Below are 19,084 nucleotides of genomic sequence, written 5' to 3'. Positions count from 1 at the left end.
ATTCAGCAAATTCAATCGGTTCTGAAGGTGCTAAAATACAAAATGGTGCAATGCTTGACTTGCTGAATTTATAACGTTTTAAATGGCCAGCCGCTGGCTAGAGCGGCGCGAATTCCGGGGTGGAAGGAGGTTCCACTTCGAAAACTTGCAAACGGGAGGATAACGATGCGCAAGTTGATGACGACGACGGCCGTTGTGGCGCTGATGATGGCGGCCACCGCCGCGCGCGCAGCCGAGAATGTGGAAGTTCTGCACTGGTGGACATCCGGTGGCGAAGCTGCCGCGCTCGACGTTCTGAAGAAGGATCTGGAAAGCAAGGGCATCACTTGGACCGACATGCCGGTTGCCGGCGGTGGCGGTACGGAAGCCATGACCGTTCTGCGCGCTCGCGTCACCGCGGGCAACGCTCCGACCGCCGTTCAGATGCTCGGCTTCGACATTCTCGACTGGGCCAAGGAAGGCGCGCTCGGCAACCTCGATGAAACCGCTGCCAAGGAAGGCTGGGACAAGGTTGTGCCGACGGCCCTGCAGCAGTTCTCGAAGTATGACGGCCACTGGATCGCAGCTCCGGTCAACGTCCACTCGACCAACTGGGTCTGGATCAACAAGGCCGCACTGGACAAGGCTGGCGGCAAGGAACCGGCCAATTGGGACGAACTGATCGCGCTGCTCGACAACTTCAAGGCTCAAGGGATCACCCCGATCGCCCATGGCGGCCAGCCCTGGCAGGATGCGACGATCTTCGACGCTGTCGTGCTTTCGCTCGGCACCGACTTCTACAAGCAGGCCTTTATCGACCTCGACCCGGCAGCGCTCGGCGGCGACAAGATGAAGGAAGCCTTCGATCGCATGACGAAGCTGCGCTCCTATGTCGACGACAACTTCTCCGGTCGCGACTGGAACCTCGCTTCCGCCATGGTCATCGAGAACAAGGCCGGCCTGCAGTTCATGGGCGACTGGGCGAAGGGCGAGTTCCTGAAGGCCAAGAAGGTGCCTGGCACCGATTTCGTCTGCATGCGCTTCCCGGGCACGCAAGGCTCGGTCACCTTCAACTCCGACCAGTTCGCGATGTTCAAGGTTGCTGACGACAAGGTTCCGGCGCAGCTCGCCATGGCTTCGGCCATCGAAAGCCCGACCTTCCAGTCGGCCTTCAACGTGGTCAAGGGTTCGGTCCCGGCCCGCACCGACGTTCCGGACACGGACTTCGACGCTTGCGGCAAGAAGGGCATCAAGGACCTCGCCGAAGCCAACAGCAACGGCAAGCTTTTCGGTTCCATGGCGCATGGCCATGCCAACCCGGCTGCCGTCAAGAACGCGATCTACGACGTCGTGACGCGTGAGTTCAACGGCGAACTGACGTCCGAAGAGGCCGTCAAGGAACTGGTCACAGCGGTCGAGGCCGCGAAGTAACGGGCTCGTTCCGGGGCGCTCAAAGCGCCCCGGACACCCATTCCGACATGCAAGCGTCATCGTACCGCCGTGGCCAATAGGACGCGGGGAAGGGCGCTTCGATACCCAGAACCTCGCGCGGATGCCGATATCAGGGATTTCCCGACGGCCGCGCCAGAAGTGGTGAACGTTCATGGATAGCCGCAGCCGCCTGCAGGACCTGATACCGAAGCTGGTCCTTGCCCCGAGCTTCCTTATCGTCCTGATCTTTGTCTATGGCTTCATTGCCTATACCGGCTTCTTGTCGATGACGGACAGCAAGATGCTGCCGTCCTACAATTTCGTGGGGTTCAGCAATTACGCGAAACTGTGGGCGCTGCCGCACTGGTGGCGGGCGGTGAGCAACCTGGCGATCTTCGCCGCGCTCTATATCGCCATCTGCTCCGTGCTCGGTCTCGGGCTGGCAATCCTGCTCGACCAGAAGATCCGGGCCGAAGGTTTCCTGCGGCCGATCTACCTCTATCCGATGGCGCTCTCGTTCATCGTGACGGGAACGGCCTGGAAGTGGTTCCTCGATCCTGGCATCGGTCTTGAAAACACCATGCATCTCTGGGGCTGGGAGAGCTTCTCCTTCAACTGGATCAAGGACCGCAACTACGCGATCTACTGCGTCGTGATTGCCGCGGTCTGGCAGTCGACCGGCTTCATCATGGCGATGTTCCTGGCCGGCCTTCGCGGCGTCGACAACGAGATTATCAAGGCAGCACAGATCGACGGCGCCAAGACCTCGACGATCTATCGCCGGATCATCATTCCCTTGATGCGGCCGGTGTTCCTGTCGGCCTTCGTGGTGCTCGCGCACCTGGCGATCAAGGCCTACGACCTGATCATCGCCTTGACCGGCGGCGGCCCGGGGCAGGCGACCGAACTGCCAGCGACCTTCATGTATTCCTACACCTTCACCCGCAACCAGATGGGCATCGGCGCGTCCTCGGCGATCATCATGCTGGTGATGATCTTCTCGATCATCGTTCCGTATCTCTATTCCGAAATCCGGGGAGCAAAACGCTGATGAGCGCTCCGAGCCCAGACAACATCATCTCGCACAACCGCCTCACCCGTGCGCTGATCTATACCGCACTGATCCTTTTCGCGCTCTATTCGCTGCTGCCGCTCTATGTGATGCTGGTGAATTCGGTGAAGCCGCTCGATGAGATCCGCCAGGGCGGCATGCTCAACCTGCCGCAGACCTGGACGATCGAGCCCTGGCTTCAGGCCTGGTCGACGGCGCAGATAGGCGTTCAGCCGACTGGCCTCAAGCCATTCTTCATCAACTCGATCCTGATGGTGGTGCCGGCCGTGGCGATCTCGACGATCATCGGCGCGCTCAATGGCTACGTCCTGACGAAGTGGCGCTTTCCTGGTGCCAACATCTTTTTCGGCATGCTGCTTTTGTCCTGCTTCATCCCGTTCCAGATCGTGCTGATCCCGATGGCGCGCATCCTTGGTATCCTGGGGCTCGCCGGTTCGATCTGGGGCCTGATCTTCGTCCATGTGATCTACGGCCTCGGCTTCACGACGCTTTACTTCCGCAATTACTACGAGGCGTTTCCAACCGAGCTGGTGCGCGCGGCGCAGATCGATGGAGCCAGCTTCTTCCAGATCTTCTGGCGTATCCTCCTGCCGTCGTCTGGCCCGATCATCGTCGTTTCGGTCATCTGGCAGTTCACCAACATCTGGAATGACTTCCTGTTCGGTGCGTCTTTCTCCGGCCCCTATTCGACGCCGATGACGGTTGCGCTCAACAACCTCGTTTCGTCCTCGACAGGCGTCAAGGAATACAACGTTCACTTCGCGGGCGCGATCCTTGCCGCCCTGCCAACGCTCATCGTCTACATCGTGTCCGGCCGCTACTTCGTTCGCGGGCTGATGTCGGGCGCCGTGAAAGGATAAGCTCATGTCTTTCTTGAAAATCAGCAACCTGCGCAAATCCTATGGCTCGCTCGAGATCCTGAAGGACATCAACCTGGAGATTGAAAAGGGTGGTTTCCTCGTGCTCGTCGGCCCCTCGGGCTGCGGCAAGTCCACGCTGCTCAACACGATTGCCGGGCTGGAGCCGATCACGTCGGGGGAGATCGCCATCAATGGCCGCTCGGTCGCCGATCTGCATCCGTCGAAGCGCGACATCGCCATGGTGTTCCAGTCCTACGCGCTCTATCCGAACATGACGGTCGCCGGAAACATCGCCTTCGGCATGGAAATCCGCGGCGTGCCGAAGGACGAGCGCGAAAAGGCGATCAAGCAGGTCGCCGACATGCTGCAGATCGGCCATCTGCTCGACCGCAAGCCGAGCCAGCTTTCCGGCGGTCAGCGCCAGCGCGTCGCCATGGGCCGTGCGCTGGTGCGCAACCCGCAGGTCTTCCTGTTCGACGAGCCGCTGTCCAACCTCGACGCCAAGCTGCGCGTCGACATGCGCACCGAGATCAAGCGCCTGCACCATCGCATGAAGACGACGATCGTCTACGTCACGCACGACCAGATCGAGGCGATGACGCTGGCGACCAAGATCGCGGTCTTGAAGGACGGCGTGCTGCAGCAGTTCGGAACGCCGGCGGAGATCTACAACAATCCGGCCAACATGTTCGTCGCCGACTTCATGGGCTCGCCGGCCATGAACCTGTTGACGGCGCGCATCGAAAAGAGCGGTTCCGACGTTGCCGTCACGCTCGCGCGCCCGAACGCCGAGCCGATGAAGCTGGCGGTGCCGCATAACGGCGCACTCGCCGCCTATGCCGGCAAGGACGTCGTCTTCGGCATCCGTCCGGAAGCGCTGACCGATCCTGACGGGGCCGACCGCAATGCCAAGGCGATCGTCGAAGGTGAATGCCTGATCGAGGTGGTTGAGCCCGCGGGTTCGGACACTTTCGCGGTGACCCGTCTCGGCGGCAAGGAGGTCGTTGCTCGCCTGCGCGCCGATGCGCGCATCGCCCCCGGCCAGACCTCGCGCCTTGCCTTCAACCTCGACAAGGCGGTGTTCTTCGACCCGCAGAGCCAGCAGCGGATCGTGTAACGAACGATGCAGGAGCAGCCGGACATCGTCATCATCGGGTCGGGTATCGGCGGCTCCACCCTTGCGGCGGGGCTTGCCGGCTCCGGTGCCCGCATCGCCATCCTCGAGCGCGGCGAGCGCCTGCCCGATACGCCGGAGGCGCGCAGCTACAGCTCGATCTTCGTCAAGGGCCATTTCCGGCCAAAGGAGATGTGGCGCGAGCCCGATGGTGCCGAGTTCAATCCGGGAAATTTCTACTTCGTCGGCGGCAATTCCAAGCTGTTCGGCGCGGTGCTCCTGCGCTACCGTGCCGAGGATTTCACCGAGATGCAGCACCTTGGCGGCGTCTCGCCGGCCTGGCCCTTTGCCTATGAAGAGCTGGAGCCGTGGTACGGCAAGGCCGAGCAATTGTTCGAGGTGCGCGGCGAGCTGGGCCAGGACCCGACGGAGCCGTTCCATGCCTCGCCCTATCCTCACGGCCCGGTACCGGACGAGCCGGCGATTGCCCGCGCGCGCGCCGAGTTGAAGGCGCAGGGACTGCACCCGGCGACGCTGCCGCTCGGTGTCGATATCGAGACGTGGCTCGCCGGCGGGCGCACGCCATGGGACGGATTTCCCAACACCGGCAAGGGCAAGAAGGATGCCGAGACCGCATCGCTTGCGGCCGCCCTGAAGGACCCCAATATCGAGCTGATCACCTCAGCCCATGTCGACACGTTGGAGGCGGGGCCGGGCGGCCGGATCGAGGCGATCCACTATACCCACAGGGGCGAGAAGAAGAAGCTGTCGCCGAAGCTGGTGATCCTGGCGGCGGGCGCGATCAATTCGGCGGCCATCCTGCTGCGCTCCGGCGACGGCAAGGGGCTGGCAAACGCTTCCGACCAGGTCGGCCGCAACTTCATGAACCACAATTGCAGCGCCATGCTGGCGATCAATCCGTTCAGGCGCAACGACAGCATCTACCAGAAGACGCTGATGCTGAACGACTATTACCTGACCGGCGGTAGGGATGGCCTGCCACTCGGCAATGTCCAGCTGCTCGGCAAGATCAATGCCGACATCCTCAAAGCCAATGCGCCGATCTGGGGGCCACGCTTCGCCTTCGACTTCATGGCCGGTCATGCGGTCGACTGGTACATGATGACCGAGGACCTGCCGAACCCGGAAAGTCGTATCATGGTCGACGGCAAGGGCATCATCATGCAGTGGCGGCGCTCGAACATGGAGGCACTTTCCGGGCTCGAAGCGAAGATGCGCGCGCACTTCAAGGCCGCCGGCTATCCGATCGTGCTTTCCCAGGCCTTCGACAAGCGCACGCCGTCGCACCAATGCGGCACGGTGCGAATCGGCACCGACCCGAAGGACGCGCCGCTCGACGTCTATTGCCGTGCCTTCGACCACCCCAATCTCTTCGTCGTCGACGCCGCCTTTCTGCCCACGTCCGCCGCCGTCAATCCGGCGCTGACGGTTGCCGCCCAGGCGCTGCGCGTCGCCGACCATATCGTTGCGAAGGAGTTCCGATCATGACGTCATCGACGCGTCCCGTCGCCATCGTCACCGGCGGCCGCCGCGGCATCGGGCTCGGCGTTGCCCGCGCGCTTGCGCGCGACGGTTTCGACATCGCCATCACCGGTCTCGGCGCTCCAGACACTGCCACGGACCAGACGCTTGCCGAACTTGCGGGCGACAGCGGCCGGGCCATCTACATCGAGGCCAATCTTGCCGATGTCGGCGGGCATGGCGCCACCGTTGAGCGCGTTCGCGCCGAGCTCGGCCCGATCCGCTGCCTCGTCAACAATGCCGGCATCGCCTCGGTCGTCAGGGGTGACTTTCTCGACCTGCTGCCGGAGAATTTCGACACGATCGTCGCCACCAACCTGCGCGGCACGGTGTTTTTCACCCAGGCCGTTCTGGTGTCGATGCTGACCGATCCGGCCGATGTGACGCCGCGGTCGATCATCAACATCACCTCGGTTTCGGCGACGATGAGTTCGCCGGAGCGGCTCGACTATTGCATGACCAAGGCCGGGCTTGCCGCCTTCAGCCAGGGGCTGGCGCTACGGCTCGCCAATACCGGAATCTCGGTCTTCGAGATCCGGCCGGGCATCATCCGCTCCGACATGACCGCGGGCGTCTCGGCGAAATACGACACTCTGATCGATGGCGGGCTGGTGCCGATGCGCCGTTGGGGCGAGCCGGCGGATATAGGCAACATGGTGGCCGGTCTCGCCGGTGGCAAATTCGGCTTTGCCACGGGTTCTGTCATCCAGGCGGATGGCGGCCTTTCGATCGGCCGACTCTAGGAAACAGGCAGGACTTACAGACGCTCGCAAGCGGGCAGGGTTTGGAGTTATCACGTCGAAAACTTGGAACGTTCCAAATGGCGGCGGCGGAGGAAAACAGGGAATGAGCTACGACTACATCATCACCGGTGCCGGCCCGGCCGGCTGCGTTCTTGCCAACCGCCTCTCCGAGGATCCGTCGGTGCGCGTCCTGCTGCTGGAGGCCGGCGGCGGCGACTGGAATCCGCTGTTCCACATGCCGGCCGGCTTTGCCAAGATGACCAAGGGGGTGGCCAGCTGGGGCTGGGAGACCGTGCCGCAGAAGCACATGAAGGGCAGGGTGCTGCGATATACCCAGGCCAAGGTCATCGGCGGCGGCTCCTCGATCAATGCCCAGCTCTATACCCGCGGCAATGCCGCCGACTACGATCTCTGGGCTTCCGAGGACGGCTGCACCGGCTGGGACTATCGCAGCGTACTTCCCTATTTCAAACGCTGCGAAGACAACCAGCGCTTTGCCGACGACTATCACGCCTATGGCGGCCCGCTCGGCGTCTCAATGCCGGTCTCTGCCCTGCCGATCTGCGACGCCTATATTCGGGCCGGCCAGGAACTCGGCATTCCCTACAACCACGATTTCAACGGCCGCCAGCAGGCGGGCGTCGGCTTCTACCAGCTTACCCAGCGCAACCGTCGCCGGTCGAGCGCGTCGCTTGCCTATCTCTCGCCGATCAAGGATCGACGTAATCTGACGGTCCGCGCCAGCGCGCGCGTCGCCCGTATCGTGCTTGAGGGCACCCGCGCCGTCGGCGTCGAAGTCGTCACGGGCAAGGGCAGCGAGATCATCCGGGCGGAGCGGGAAGTGCTTGTTTCCTCCGGCGCCATCGGTTCGCCAAAGCTCTTGCTACAGTCCGGCATCGGCCCGGCCGATCACCTGAAGTCGGTCGGCGTCTCGGTGAAGCACGACCTGCCCGGCGTTGGCGGCAACCTGCAGGACCACCTCGATCTCTTCGTCATTTCCGAATGCACCGGCGACCACACCTATGACGGTGTGGCGAAACTTCATCGTACGCTATGGGCCGGACTGCAATATGTGCTGTTCCGTTCCGGACCGGTGGCGTCCTCGCTCTTTGAAACCGGGGGCTTCTGGTATGCCGATCCCAATGCGCGCTCGCCGGATATCCAGTTCCATCTGGGGCTTGGCTCCGGCATCGAGGCGGGCGTCGAAAAGCTGAAGAACGCCGGCGTGACGCTCAATTCCGCCTATTTGCATCCGCGCTCACGCGGCACGGTCCGGCTTTCGTCCTCCGATCCGGCGGCAGCGCCTCTCATCGACCCCAACTATTGGGAGGATCCGCACGATCGCAAGATGTCGATCGAGGGGTTGAAGATCGCCCGCGAGATCATGCAGCAGGCGGCGCTGAAGCCTTTCGTGATGGCGGAACGTCTTCCCGGCAATTCGGTCATCAGCGATGAACAGTTCTTCGACTACGGCTGCGCCAATGCCAAGACGGATCACCACCCGGTTGGGACCTGCAAGATGGGGACGGACGCCATGGCGGTGGTCGACCTCGATCTCAAGGTGCGGGGGCTGGAGGGACTGCGCGTCTGCGACAGCTCGGTGATGCCGCGCGTTCCCTCTTGCAACACCAACGGGCCGACGATCATGATGGGGGAGAAGGGCGCCGACATCATTCGCGAGCGCCAGCCCCTGCCGCCTGCCATCTTTGCCCACGAACGTAACGACAGCCGCCCGCGCGCCCGCGCCGATATCCGTTGAGGTCCCCATGATCCGCCATTGCGTCTTCATCCGCTTCCGCCCCGAAATCTCCGAGGAGGAGAAAGCAACGATCTTCGACGAGATCGTCGCGCTGAAATCACGGTTGCCGGGTTTCATGGCAGCCCATATCGGTGGCAATGTCAGCCCGGAAGTGGGCATGGACAAGGGCCATGGCCTAGGTTTCATCGTCGACTTCACCGATGCGGCGGCCCGCGACGCCTACCTGGAAGACGAGGCGCACCGCAAGACCGGCGCCAAGATCGTCGCTGCGGCCGAAGGCGGCGTTGCCGGTATCTTCGTCTACGACCTCGAAATTGCCGATTGAGTGACGATCATGCTCGAAGCGCGCCCGTTCCTGACCCGGCTATTCGAGGAAGCCGTAAGAGCCGCCGACCCCTATGAGGCAATCAAGGCGCATCTGCCCGATCCGCCAAAGGGGCGGACCGTGGTCGTCGGCGCCGGCAAGGCGGCGAGCCAGATGGCGGCCGCCTTTGAGCGGCTCTGGAAGCATCCGTTGCGCGGGACGGTGGTGGCACGACACGGCCCGATCGAACATTGCGAGCGGATCACGGTGCTGCAATCGGCCCACCCTGTGCCGGACGAAGCCGGCCTCGCGGCCTCGAGCGTGCTGCTTTACGCCGTCTCCAACCTGACAGCCGACGATCTCGTGGTTGCGCTGGTTTCCGGCGGCGGCTCGGCCCTGCTGCCGGCGCCGCCTGAAGGCTTGACGCTTGCCGACGAGATTGCGGTCAACAAAGCGCTCCTTGCTTCCGGTGCACCGATCTCAGCGATGAATGTGGTCCGCAAGCACGTGTCGCGCATCAAGGGCGGTCGGCTCGCTGCGGCGGCTTTCCCGGCGCGTGTCGTCACCCTGGTGGTCTCCGACGTGCCCGGCGACAATCCGGCCTTCGTCGCCTCGGGTCCAACCGTTCCGGATCGCAGCACGCCGGCGGAGGCACTTGATATCGTTGCTCGTTACCGCATGGCGCTGCCCGATGGGGTGATGGCGCATCTGCGCTCGGAAGCGGCAAGAGCGCCTGATCCGGACGATCTGCGTTTTGCCGGACATGAATGCCACGTGATCGCCTCGGCGAGCGTGTCGCTGGAGGCGGCCGCGGCTAAGGCGCGCGAACTCGGTATCGAGGCGCATATTCTATCCGATGCGATCGAGGGAGAGGCGCGTGATATCGGCCGCATGCATGCGGCGCTCGCTCGTGAAGTGGCGCTCAGGAGCCGCCCCTTCGAGAAGCCGGTGGTGCTGCTTTCCGGCGGCGAGACGACGGTGACGATCTCAGGCAAGGACTACGGCAAGGGTGGGCGCAACAGCGAATTGCTGCTGTCGCTGGCGCTCGATATCGATGGCGTTGCGGGCATTGATGCGCTTGCGGCGGATACGGATGGCATCGACGGTTCCGAGGACAATGCCGGCGCCTTTGCCGACGGTGAGAGCATAACCCGCATGCGGGCGGCCGGCATCGATCCGCGCCTGCACCTCGCCCGCCATGATGCCTGGTCGGCCTTTGCCGCGAGTGGTGATCTCTTCGCGCCCGGACCGACCGGAACGAACGTCAACGATTTCCGGGCGCTGCTGATCCGCTAGGACGCGGCTTTCTCGCAGAGATGTTAGCCGGATTCGGCGCCGCATGTGAAATGCAAACGCCGCCGCCGATATCCGCGGCGGCGGCGCTGTTTTGACTTGCTTCGCTTTGACTTACTTGGCGCGCTTCAGCGCATCGCCAAGGATCGAAACGATCTCGGCGAAATGCTTCTCTTCGGCGATCAGCGGCGGCGAGAAGGCGATGATGTCGCCGGTGACGCGGATCAGCAGACCCTTTTCGAAGCAATCGACGAAGACGTCATAGGCGCGGGCGCCGACAGCGCCGTCGCGCGACTGCAGCTCGATGCCGGCAATCAGGCCGATCGTGCGGATGTCGATGACGTTTGGCAGGCCCTTCATGGAATGCATGGCATCGTGCCAGGCGTCCTGCAGCTCGACAGCGCGGGTCATCAGGCCCTCGTCGCGGTAGATGTCGAGCGTGGCGATGCCGGCGGCGCAAGCGGCCGGGTGGCCGGAGTACGTGTAGCCGTGGAAGAGCTCGATCGCGTTTTCCGGACCATGCATCAGAGCATCGTGCACCTTGCGGCTGGCAAAGACAGCGCCCATCGGGATCGCGCCGTTGGTAAGCCCCTTGGCGGTCGTCACCAGATCGGGCGTGACGCCGAAGAAATCCGTCGCAAAGGGGGCGCCCAAGCGGCCGAAGCCGGTGATGACTTCGTCGAAGATCAGGAGGATGCCGTGCTTGTCGCAGATGGCGCGCAGGCGTTCCAGGTAACCCTTCGGCGGGATGAGCACGCCGGTCGAGCCGGCGACCGGTTCGACGATGCAGGCGGCGATGGTTTCGGCGCCGTGCAGCGCCACCAGCCGCTCGAGATCATCGGCAAGTTCGGCGCCGTGCTCCGGCTGGCCCTTGACGAAGGCGTTCTTGGCGAGGTCGTGGGTGTGGCGAAGGTGGTCCGAACCGGGAAGCTGCGGGAAGACGCGGCGGTTGTTGAGGATGCCGCCGACCGAAATGCCGCCAAAGCCGACACCGTGATATCCACGCTCACGGCCGATCAGGCGGGTGCGGGTGCCCTGGCCAATCGCGCGCTGGTAGGCGATCGCGATCTTCAGGGCGGTGTCGACCGATTCCGAGCCGGAGCCGGTGAAGAACACGCGGTCAAGCTTCTGGCCCTCAGGACCCGGAGCGATCTCGGCGAGACGTTCGGCGAAATCGAAGGCGATCGGGTGGCCCATCTGGAAGGAGGGCGCGAAATCCATGGTCGACAGCTGGCGCTCGACGGCAGCGGCAATCTGGCGGCGACCATGGCCGGCGTTGACGCACCAGAGGCCGGCGGTGCCGTCGAGGATCGTGCGGCCATCGGTGCTGGTGTAGTGCATGCCCTCGGCCGAGGCGAGCAGGCGCGGTGCCTGTTTGAACTGCCGGTTGGCGGTAAAGGGCATCCAATAGCTGTCGAGTACGGGAGCGTTGGGTTTGGTGTGCTGGTTCATGGCATCCTCCTGAGGTCGGCGATTGACGCCATGATTTGATTTGCCAAACAAGTCCTTTTCTGCTGTCACTTAACTCATTGAATTTCATCGGGTCGATGCAGTGTATTTGCGCTATTTCGAACAACCTGAACACCAAGGTTTGATCTGCATGACAGTCGACATCGGAAACCGGCTTCGTCATCTGAGGCTGATGCACAATCTGTCGCAACGCGAACTCGCCAAGCGCGCCGGCGTCACCAACTCGACGATCTCGCTGATCGAATCGAACGCCTCCAATCCGTCCGTCGGGGCTCTGAAGCGCATCCTCGACGGTATTCCGATCGGGCTTGCGGAGTTCTTCTCCTTCGAGCCGGAGAAGCCGCGCAAGGCGTTTTATGCGGCGGAGGAACTGGTCGAAATCGGCAAGGGGCCGATTTCCTACCGGCAGATCGGCGAGAACCTCTTTGGCCGCAGCCTGCAGATCCTGAAGGAATGTTACCAGCCGGGCGCCGACACCGGAAAGGTGCCGCTGGTGCATGATGGCGAGGAGGGAGGCATCGTACTCTCGGGCCGCATCGAGGTCACCGTCGATGACGAGCGGCGGATACTGGGGCCGGGGGATGCGTATTACTTTGAGAGCCGGCGGCCGCATCGCTTTCGCTGCGTCGGGCCGGTGCCTTGCGAGGTGATCAGCGCCTGTACGCCGCCGACGTTTTGAGGACGGACGGCGCCGGGGCGCCGTCCGCAGTACGTTACGAAAGCCGCGCGCAGGCGTCGGCGATGCGCTTGAGTGCTTCCTTCAGTTCCGCTTCCGACGTCGCATAGGAGATGCGGAAGAACGGCGACAGGCCGAAGGCCGAGCCTGGAACGACGGCCACGTGGGCATCGTCGAGCAGGTAGGCGCAGAAGTCCGTATCCGTCTCGATCGTCTTGCCCGAGGGTGTGACCTTGCCGAGCATGCCGGCGCAGCCGGAGAAGGTGTAGAAGGCACCTTCCGGAACGCGGCAGTCGAGACCGTCGATGGCGTTGAGGCCATGGACGACCAGGTCGCGGCGACGCTGGAAGCTGGCCGTGCGTTCCATCAAGAATTCCTGCGGCCCGGTGAGCGCGGCGACGGAAGCGGCCTGGCTGACGGAGGAGGGGCAGGAGGTTGCCTGGCTCTGGACCACGGCCATAGCCTTGATCAGGTCACGCGGTCCGCCAGCATAACCGATGCGCCAGCCGGTCATGGCATAGGCCTTGGAGACGCCGTTGACCGTCAGAGTGCGGTCTTTCAGGCGCGGCTCGAGCTGGGCCGGGGTGACGAAGCGAAAGCCGTCATAGACGATGTGCTCGTACATGTCGTCGACCAGCAGCCACACATGTGGATGCTTCAGGAGCACGTCGAGCAGCGGCCGGTAGTCGGCAGCGCTGTAGGCGGCACCCGAGGGGTTCGACGGCGAATTCAGGAGCACCCAACGCGTCCTCGGCGTGATTGCCGCTTCGAGCTTGTCGGCTGTCAGCCGGAAGCCCGAGGAGGCGTCGCAGGGGATCAGAACCGGCTTGCCTTCGCAGATCTGGACGATATCCGAATAGGAGGTCCAGTAGGGCGTCGGGATGATCACCTCGTCGCCGGGATTGATCGACGCCATCATGGCGTTGAACAGGATCTGCTTGGCGCCGGTTGCCACCGTGATCTCGTCTTGCTCGTAGGCAATGCCGTTTTCACGCTGGAACTTTTCGCGGATCGCCTTCTTGAGGTCCGGCGTGCCGTCGAGTGCGGTGTACTTGGTTTCGCCGCGCTTGATCGCCTCGCAGGCGGCGTCCTTGACGTAGTCGGGCGTGTCGAAGTCCGGCTCGCCAGCGCCGAGAATGATGACCGGCTTGCCTTCGCGCTTCATGGCTTGCGCGCGGGCGCCGATTTTCAGGATTTCGGAGACTCCGATCGAGGAGATCCGCGAGGCGGGCTGAAAGCCCGCCTCCTTGACCGTTTGGTTGATGGTCATGGTCGAATCCTACTTAAGTGCGCCGATTATTCGATGTCGAACGACACGCCCTGCGCCAGCGGCAGAGCCTTCGAATAGTTCACCGTGTTGGTGGCGCGGCGCATGTAGGCCTTCCACGAGTCCGAGCCGGATTCGCGACCGCCGCCGGTTTCCTTCTCACCGCCGAAGGCGCCGCCGATTTCAGCACCCGAGGTGCCGATGTTGACGTTGGCGATGCCGCAATCCGAGCCGTCGACCGCCAGGAAGCGTTCGGATTCCTGCATGTCGCGGGTGAAGATCGAGGACGACAGGCCGGCCGCGACCGCATTGTGGTCGGCAACGACGGCGTCGAAGTCGCTGTACTTCATGACGTAGAGGATCGGCGCGAAGGTCTCTTCGAGCACCGGGCCAGCCTGCTTCGGCATTTCGACGAGGGCCGGCTTGGCATAGTAGCCGTTATCATAGCCGAGCTCGACGCGTTCGCCGCCGGTGACGGTGCCGCCATGCGACTTGGCTTCGCCGATTGCCTTCTGCATGCTGTCGAAAGCAGCCTTGTCGACGAGCGGGCCGACGAGGGCGGTCGATTCCAGCGGGTTGCCGACCGATACCGAGCCATAGGCCTTCTTCAGACGCGGAACGAGCTGGTCGTAGACGCTCTCGTGCACGAAGAGACGACGCATGGTGGTGCAACGCTGGCCGGCCGTGCCCATGGCGCCGAAGGCGATGGCGCGCAGCGCCATGTCGAGATCGGCCGACGGGCAGACGATGCCGGCATTGTTGCCGCCGAGTTCGAGGATGGCGCGGGCAAAACGCTTGGCAAGGCGCGGGCCGACGTCGCGGCCCATGCGGGTGGAACCGGTCGCCGAAACGAGCGGAACCTTCGGGTTGTCGACGAGGACTTCGCCGACGGTGCGGTCGCCGATGAGAACCTGCGACAGGCCTTCCGGCGCATCGCCGAAGCGGGCGAGTGCACGCTCGAAGATTGCCTGCGAGGCAAGCGCCGTGAGCGGGGTCTTTTCCGACGGCTTCCAGACGACGGAGTTGCCGCAGACGAGCGCCAGCGCCGTGTTCCACGACCAGACGGCGACCGGGAAGTTGAAGGCCGAGATGACGCCGACGACGCCGAGCGGATGCCAGGTTTCCATCATGCGGTGGCCGGGGCGCTCGGTGGCGATCGTCAGGCCGTATAGCTGGCGGGAAAGACCGACGGCGAAATCGCAGATGTCGATCATTTCCTGGACTTCGCCGAGGCCTTCGGAGGTGATCTTGCCGGCTTCGATCGAAACCAGGCGGCCGAGGTCGGCCTTGAAGGCGCGCAGTTCTTCGCCGAGCAGGCGGATCAGTTCGCCGCGCTTCGGTGCCGGAACCAGGCGCCAGGCCTTGAAGGCTTCATGAGCCTTTTCGATCTTGGCGGCGGCTTCCGCGGCCGAAACCGTCTTGAGGTTGCCGATCTTTTCGCCGGTGACCGGGCTGTAGGACGGCATGTCGCCGCCGGTGTAGAGTTCCTTGGCGACGCCCATCTTCTCGAGAAGCGCTGCGGCTTCCTTGGTCACGTCGACTTTTTTGGTTGCGATGTTCATGGTCTGACTCCCGTTTTCCTGGCTTGACCTATCCGAAGCGCACGCTGCCGAGCTTTCCCGGCGAGGTGAGCGTCTTCAGGCCTGCGGCCATGTCCTTGAGTTTGTCTGGTGTATAAATGTCGTAATAGACCTGGTTGCGGCGGCCGATCGCATGTTCCGCGCTGAAGCTGCCGTGATACTCCTCAACGGCGACCGCGAAAACCCATTCGCGCAGCCGCGGTTCGAAGGTCTCGTCCTTGAGAAGGTCGCTGTCCTTCGGCACGACGAGGTTGAAGTGCACGCCGCCGTCGCCGATATGGCCGAAGTCGCAGACGGTCACATCAGGGAATTTCGCCGGCATTTCGGCCTTCATATGGTCGCAGAAGGCCATGATGTCACCCCTCCGGAAGGAGACGTCGAAGGCGATCAGCTTACCGAGATGCTTGACGCCCTCGGACAGCGCATGGCGCAGCGCCCAGATCTCGTGCGGCGGGCCGACGAAGGCATCGGCGAGGGGTGCCGATTCCATCTCCCAGATCTCGGCGAGAGCCGATTCCAGCACGGCGTCGAGCGACTGTTCGCCCTCGCGGGGTGCCCAGGTGCGGCTGATCTCGGCGAGGATGACATAATCAGGAACGTTGCCGCCTTGGAAGGGGTTCTTCAGCGACGGCACATGGGCGAAGGCGGCCGTGACGGCGTTCCTCGACATGCCCTCGAAGGCCGAGAGATAGGCGCCGAGCCGCTCTTCCATGGCTCGGAGCAACGGCAGTACATGGGCGCCGCTTGCCGGAACGAGCAGCGCGGTTGCCGTCTGTTGCGGCAGGCGTTCTAGGTTCAGCACGCATTCGGTGACGATGCCGAAGGCGCCCGAAGTGCCGATAAAGAGCTGCTTCCAGTCAACGCCGGTGTTGTTCTTGCGCAGGTCGCATTGCAGGTCGAGCACGGTGCCGTCCTCGTCTGCGAGAACGACCTTGAGCCCGAGGGTGTTGCGGCGCACGTCGCCATATTTCAGAAAGCGCGAACCGCCGGTATTGGTGGCGATCATGCCACCGATACGCGGGTCGGCGCCGAGATCGATCGGGAAGAACAGGCCGTGCTCTTCCAGGCGCCGGTTGAGATCGGACAGCCGAAAGCCGGCGTCGAGCCGCACCGACCGATTGTCGAGGTCGAGCTCGAAGCGCTTCGCCAGCCGGTCGAGGCTGAGCACGGCCTCGTCGCCCGATTGATCCGGGGTCGAGCCGGAAACGAGCCCGGTGTTGCCGGATTGCGGGATGAGCGCTATGCCGTTCGTGACGCAATAGGCGACTGCAGCAGAGACTTCTTCCGTCGTTGCCGGCCGCAGCACGAGCGAGGTCCGGCCGCGATCGTAGCGCGCGCCGGTCTCGTAGGCTTCCAGGTCTTCAGGACGCGTAACGACCCCCTTGTTTCCAAGGATGTCGGCGAGCGCGTCGATGTGCCGTTTGTCGATCATCAGAAAAGCATCATTCCGCAGCGATCGCGCCGGTCAAGGCCCGGATGCAGCTTTCGATCGAAGCCTGCTCAATGCCGGCATAGTGATCGAACTCGTTGAGCACGGTGGCGCCGAGATCGCTTTCGAAGCGCTTCTGGTTCGGGCTCGCGACGAAGTCCTGCTGGGCGCCGTCGCCGAGGTTCGACTGGAAGATACCCGCGGCGCTGACCGGCAGGAAGTCTTCGTAGACGATCGCGTCGAACTGGACGAGACCGCTCGCGATCAGCGCTTCGATGTCACGCGCCGGGGAGACGCCGGCCTTGCGGCCTTTCTCCGTCAGCGAGTAGCTGAAATAGCCGAGGCCGGCTTCGCGGATGCCGGCCCAAGTGTCCGGGAAGGGTTCGAAGGCCTTGGCGAGGGCCGCTTCGTATTCGCGGGCATTGGAGCCGTCGGCGGCCGGGCGGACGATCTTGCGCGAGGCGTCGAGCAGGTCGTCATAGAGTGCACGACCCTTCGGGGTCAGCGCGATGCCGCGCTGCTCGATCTCGCCGAAACGGGCGGTGTGGGAGCCGGCCTTCCAGGCGCCGTCGGCATCCTTGAAGGAAACCGGTTCTTCCAGCGCCTTGAACGAGGTCTGGCGCAAAAGGATCGGGCACTTGCGGGTCGGCGGGCCCTCGACGACGGCCTTCGGTGCGATCTCGTATTCCGGCATCAGCGCCTGCACCTTGTCGATGTCGAGCGTGCGCGGCGTCAGGTGATTGATGTGCGGACCCTTGAAGGAAACGACGTCGGCGATCAGACGATGGGCGTCGTGCAGACGCTTGTACATGTCGGCGCTGACATTGGCCTTGTCGTGCCAGCGGAAGGTTTCGAGCACTTCCGAGACGAAACGCTCAGCGTCGGCTTTGTCGAGACCGCCGTCACGTTCAGCCTTTTCGGTCAGTTCGACAGCGACGGGCGTAAAGATCCGGCGCTCGGCGAGGATCGCCTGTGACTCGGCGCGCAGGCTCTCGTCAGCGATCAAGTCCAGGCGCAGAAGCGAGGTGAAAACGCGGAAGGGATTGCGCTTCAGAGCGGCGTCACCAACGGGGCGGAAGGCCGTCGAGTGCACCGGCACACCGGCAGTCGACAGGTCGTAGTAGCCGACCGGGTACATGCCCATGACGGCAAAGACGCGACGCATCATCGATAGCTCGGCGGGCGTGCCGAGGCGGATCGCGCCGTGGCGTTCCTCGGAGATACGGTCGAGCGAATCGGTGGCGTCGAGGCGCTCCTTCAGGAGCGGGTCGGCGGCGAGCGTATCGTCGTTCACCTTGGCGACCAGTTCCATCAGCGTGCCGTAGGCCGGCACCTCGTCGCGGTACATGACCGACATGGCTGCGGAAAAGGCCGAACGGATGTCGTCGGCCGATACGAAACTATTCTCTTTCACTGGGGCTCGCCTCGCGCTATGGGTGAAGGACAAGGTCATTCTCATTTCGGATCATATCCGATCGAACTGGCCATTGATCGCGTTGCTTCTGACTATGTTGATGCGAGGCTGGAATGAAGTTAAGCCGCAGGCTGGTTCCCGACGTGACGACGCTGCAGGCGTTCGAATGCGCGGCGCGACACGGCAGCTTCACGCAGGCCGCTGCCGAGCTGAACCTTACCCAAAGCGCCGTCAGCCGGCAGATCAAGGATCTCGAAAACCAGCTCGGCGTGCTTTTGTTCGAGCGCGTGCGCCAACGGGTGATCCTGTCGGATGCCGGCCAGAAGTTCCTGCCCGAGGTTCGCCGTCTCCTCAATCAGACCGAGGAGCTGATGGTGCGCGCCATGGCTTCGGCGCGGGCGGACTCGACGCTCTCGATCGCGTCGCTGCCGACTTTCGGCAGCCGCTGGCTGGTGCCGCGCCTTCCCGACTTCCTCAAGCGCCATCCGGATACGGTGCTGAACATCGCCTCCCGTTCCGCGCCCTTCGATTTCGACGAGCAGAACTTCGATCTCGCCATTCACTACGGCCAACCGGTCTGGGCGCGCGCCACCTGCAGCTATCTGTGCAGCGAGATCATCGTGCCCGCTGCGAGCCCTGCCCTGTTGGCGAACCATCCGATCGAGACCCCCGAGGATCTCGTCGCCGGCCCATTGCTGCATCTCGCCACGCGGCCGAAGCTCTGGGCGCAATGGTTCGAGGCCAACGACATGGACGGCCGCGGCGCCTATCGCGGCAACCGTTTCGACCAGTTCTCCATGGTGATCGAAGCGGCGACGGCGGGGCTCGGTTTCGCGCTGCTGCCACGTTACCTGATCGAGCAGGAAATTGCCGCCGGCACGCTCAGCATCGTGCTCGATCGGCCGATGAAGACGGAAAACAGCTATTATCTGGCCGTGCCCGAGGGTAAGCTCGAAAACCCCATCAGCCTGGCCTTCCGGGAGTGGATCACCGAGCAAGTGGGCTGAGCGGATCGACGCTTTTCTACAAATCGAGGGAACCTTCCTCGCCGCTTCACGTTTCGCCTCGTCTGCCATTCGCGATGAAGCTTGAGAAGAGGGCAATTGAGAGAGCTGTATCGAAGTGCCATTGGGGGCGCGCGCAGCGGCCGG

16 protein-coding genes are annotated in these 19,084 nt (G+C 63.5%); 11 read left to right on the top strand and 5 right to left on the bottom strand.

Annotation, left to right across the window (positions count from 1 at the left end):
* Positions 1-177 precede the first annotated feature (177 nt).
* From BLU35_RS13995 to BLU35_RS13960, 9 genes are all read left to right on the top strand, one after another.
* Positions 178-1,410, top strand: coding sequence for an ABC transporter substrate-binding protein (locus BLU35_RS13995; protein WP_373419844.1), 1,233 nt, complete (start codon positions 178-180; stop codon positions 1,408-1,410).
* A gap of 172 nt (positions 1,411-1,582) precedes the next feature.
* Positions 1,583-2,461, top strand: a complete 879-nt coding sequence (locus BLU35_RS13990) for a carbohydrate ABC transporter permease (protein ID WP_057254851.1) — start codon at positions 1,583-1,585, stop codon at positions 2,459-2,461.
* Complete coding sequence (locus BLU35_RS13985; protein ID WP_058321647.1) at positions 2,461-3,342, top strand: carbohydrate ABC transporter permease; 882 nt, start codon at positions 2,461-2,463, stop codon at positions 3,340-3,342. The genes BLU35_RS13990 and BLU35_RS13985 overlap by 1 nt, the downstream gene beginning before the upstream one ends.
* 4 nt (positions 3,343-3,346) lie before the next feature.
* Entirely contained in the window at positions 3,347-4,459 is a 1,113-nt protein-coding gene (locus tag BLU35_RS13980) for an ABC transporter ATP-binding protein (RefSeq protein WP_057254853.1), read from the top strand.
* Between the two features lie 6 nt (positions 4,460-4,465).
* Complete coding sequence (locus BLU35_RS13975) at positions 4,466-5,965, top strand: FAD-dependent oxidoreductase (RefSeq protein ID WP_093233457.1); 1,500 nt, start codon at positions 4,466-4,468, stop codon at positions 5,963-5,965.
* Entirely contained in the window at positions 5,962-6,741 is a 780-nt protein-coding gene (locus BLU35_RS13970) for a 3-ketoacyl-ACP reductase (protein ID WP_093233456.1), read from the top strand. Before BLU35_RS13975 ends, BLU35_RS13970 begins: the two co-directional genes overlap by 4 nt.
* Positions 6,742-6,844: 103 nt before the next feature.
* Positions 6,845-8,500, top strand: a complete 1,656-nt coding sequence (locus tag BLU35_RS13965) for a GMC family oxidoreductase (protein WP_093233455.1) — start codon at positions 6,845-6,847, stop codon at positions 8,498-8,500.
* A gap of 7 nt (positions 8,501-8,507) precedes the next feature.
* Positions 8,508-8,825: a Dabb family protein gene (locus BLU35_RS35625; RefSeq protein WP_057254857.1), complete on the top strand. Its 318-nt coding sequence runs from the start codon at positions 8,508-8,510 to the stop codon at positions 8,823-8,825.
* Positions 8,826-8,834: 9 nt separating this feature from the next.
* The gene (locus BLU35_RS13960; RefSeq protein WP_176907252.1) at positions 8,835-10,100 is read left to right on the top strand and encodes a glycerate kinase type-2 family protein; all 1,266 of its coding nucleotides are present in this window, start codon (positions 8,835-8,837) and stop codon (positions 10,098-10,100) included.
* A 111-nt stretch (positions 10,101-10,211) separates the two neighbouring features.
* Here the strand turns inward: BLU35_RS13960 and aptA are convergent, their stop codons facing one another.
* Positions 10,212-11,549, bottom strand: a complete 1,338-nt coding sequence (aptA, locus tag BLU35_RS13955) for an omega-aminotransferase AptA (protein ID WP_057254858.1) — start codon at positions 11,547-11,549, stop codon at positions 10,212-10,214.
* Positions 11,550-11,697: 148 nt separating this feature from the next.
* Between aptA and BLU35_RS13950 the strand changes: the two genes are divergently transcribed.
* Complete coding sequence (locus BLU35_RS13950; RefSeq protein ID WP_057255083.1) at positions 11,698-12,246, top strand: cupin domain-containing protein; 549 nt, start codon at positions 11,698-11,700, stop codon at positions 12,244-12,246.
* A gap of 34 nt (positions 12,247-12,280) precedes the next feature.
* Here BLU35_RS13950 and BLU35_RS13945 read toward each other — a convergent pair whose 3' ends face one another.
* Genes BLU35_RS13945 through hglS form a run of 4 tightly spaced genes read right to left on the bottom strand, consistent with a single transcriptional unit; the run spans position 12,281 to position 17,933 of the window.
* Positions 12,281-13,513, bottom strand: a complete 1,233-nt coding sequence (locus tag BLU35_RS13945) for a pyridoxal phosphate-dependent aminotransferase (protein ID WP_058321652.1) — start codon at positions 13,511-13,513, stop codon at positions 12,281-12,283.
* A 26-nt stretch (positions 13,514-13,539) separates the two neighbouring features.
* On the bottom strand, positions 13,540-15,072 hold the full coding sequence (amaB, locus tag BLU35_RS13940; protein WP_093233454.1) for an L-piperidine-6-carboxylate dehydrogenase: 1,533 nt from the start codon (positions 15,070-15,072) through the stop codon (positions 13,540-13,542).
* A gap of 28 nt (positions 15,073-15,100) precedes the next feature.
* Positions 15,101-16,522: an FAD-binding oxidoreductase gene (locus tag BLU35_RS13935; RefSeq protein WP_093233453.1), complete on the bottom strand. Its 1,422-nt coding sequence runs from the start codon at positions 16,520-16,522 to the stop codon at positions 15,101-15,103.
* Positions 16,523-16,532: 10 nt separating this feature from the next.
* Positions 16,533-17,933: a 2-oxoadipate dioxygenase/decarboxylase HglS gene (hglS, locus tag BLU35_RS13930; protein WP_093233452.1), complete on the bottom strand. Its 1,401-nt coding sequence runs from the start codon at positions 17,931-17,933 to the stop codon at positions 16,533-16,535.
* A gap of 113 nt (positions 17,934-18,046) precedes the next feature.
* Here hglS and BLU35_RS13925 point away from each other — a divergent pair, with 113 nt between their 5' ends.
* Complete coding sequence (locus BLU35_RS13925) at positions 18,047-18,940, top strand: LysR family transcriptional regulator (protein WP_057254863.1); 894 nt, start codon at positions 18,047-18,049, stop codon at positions 18,938-18,940.
* Positions 18,941-19,084: the final 144 nt, after the last annotated feature.

It is taken from the genome of Sinorhizobium sp. NFACC03, from assembly GCF_900103435.1.
Taxonomy (GTDB): Bacteria; Pseudomonadota; Alphaproteobacteria; order Rhizobiales; family Rhizobiaceae; genus Ensifer.
This window is presented reverse-complemented; position numbering and strand designations above follow the sequence as displayed.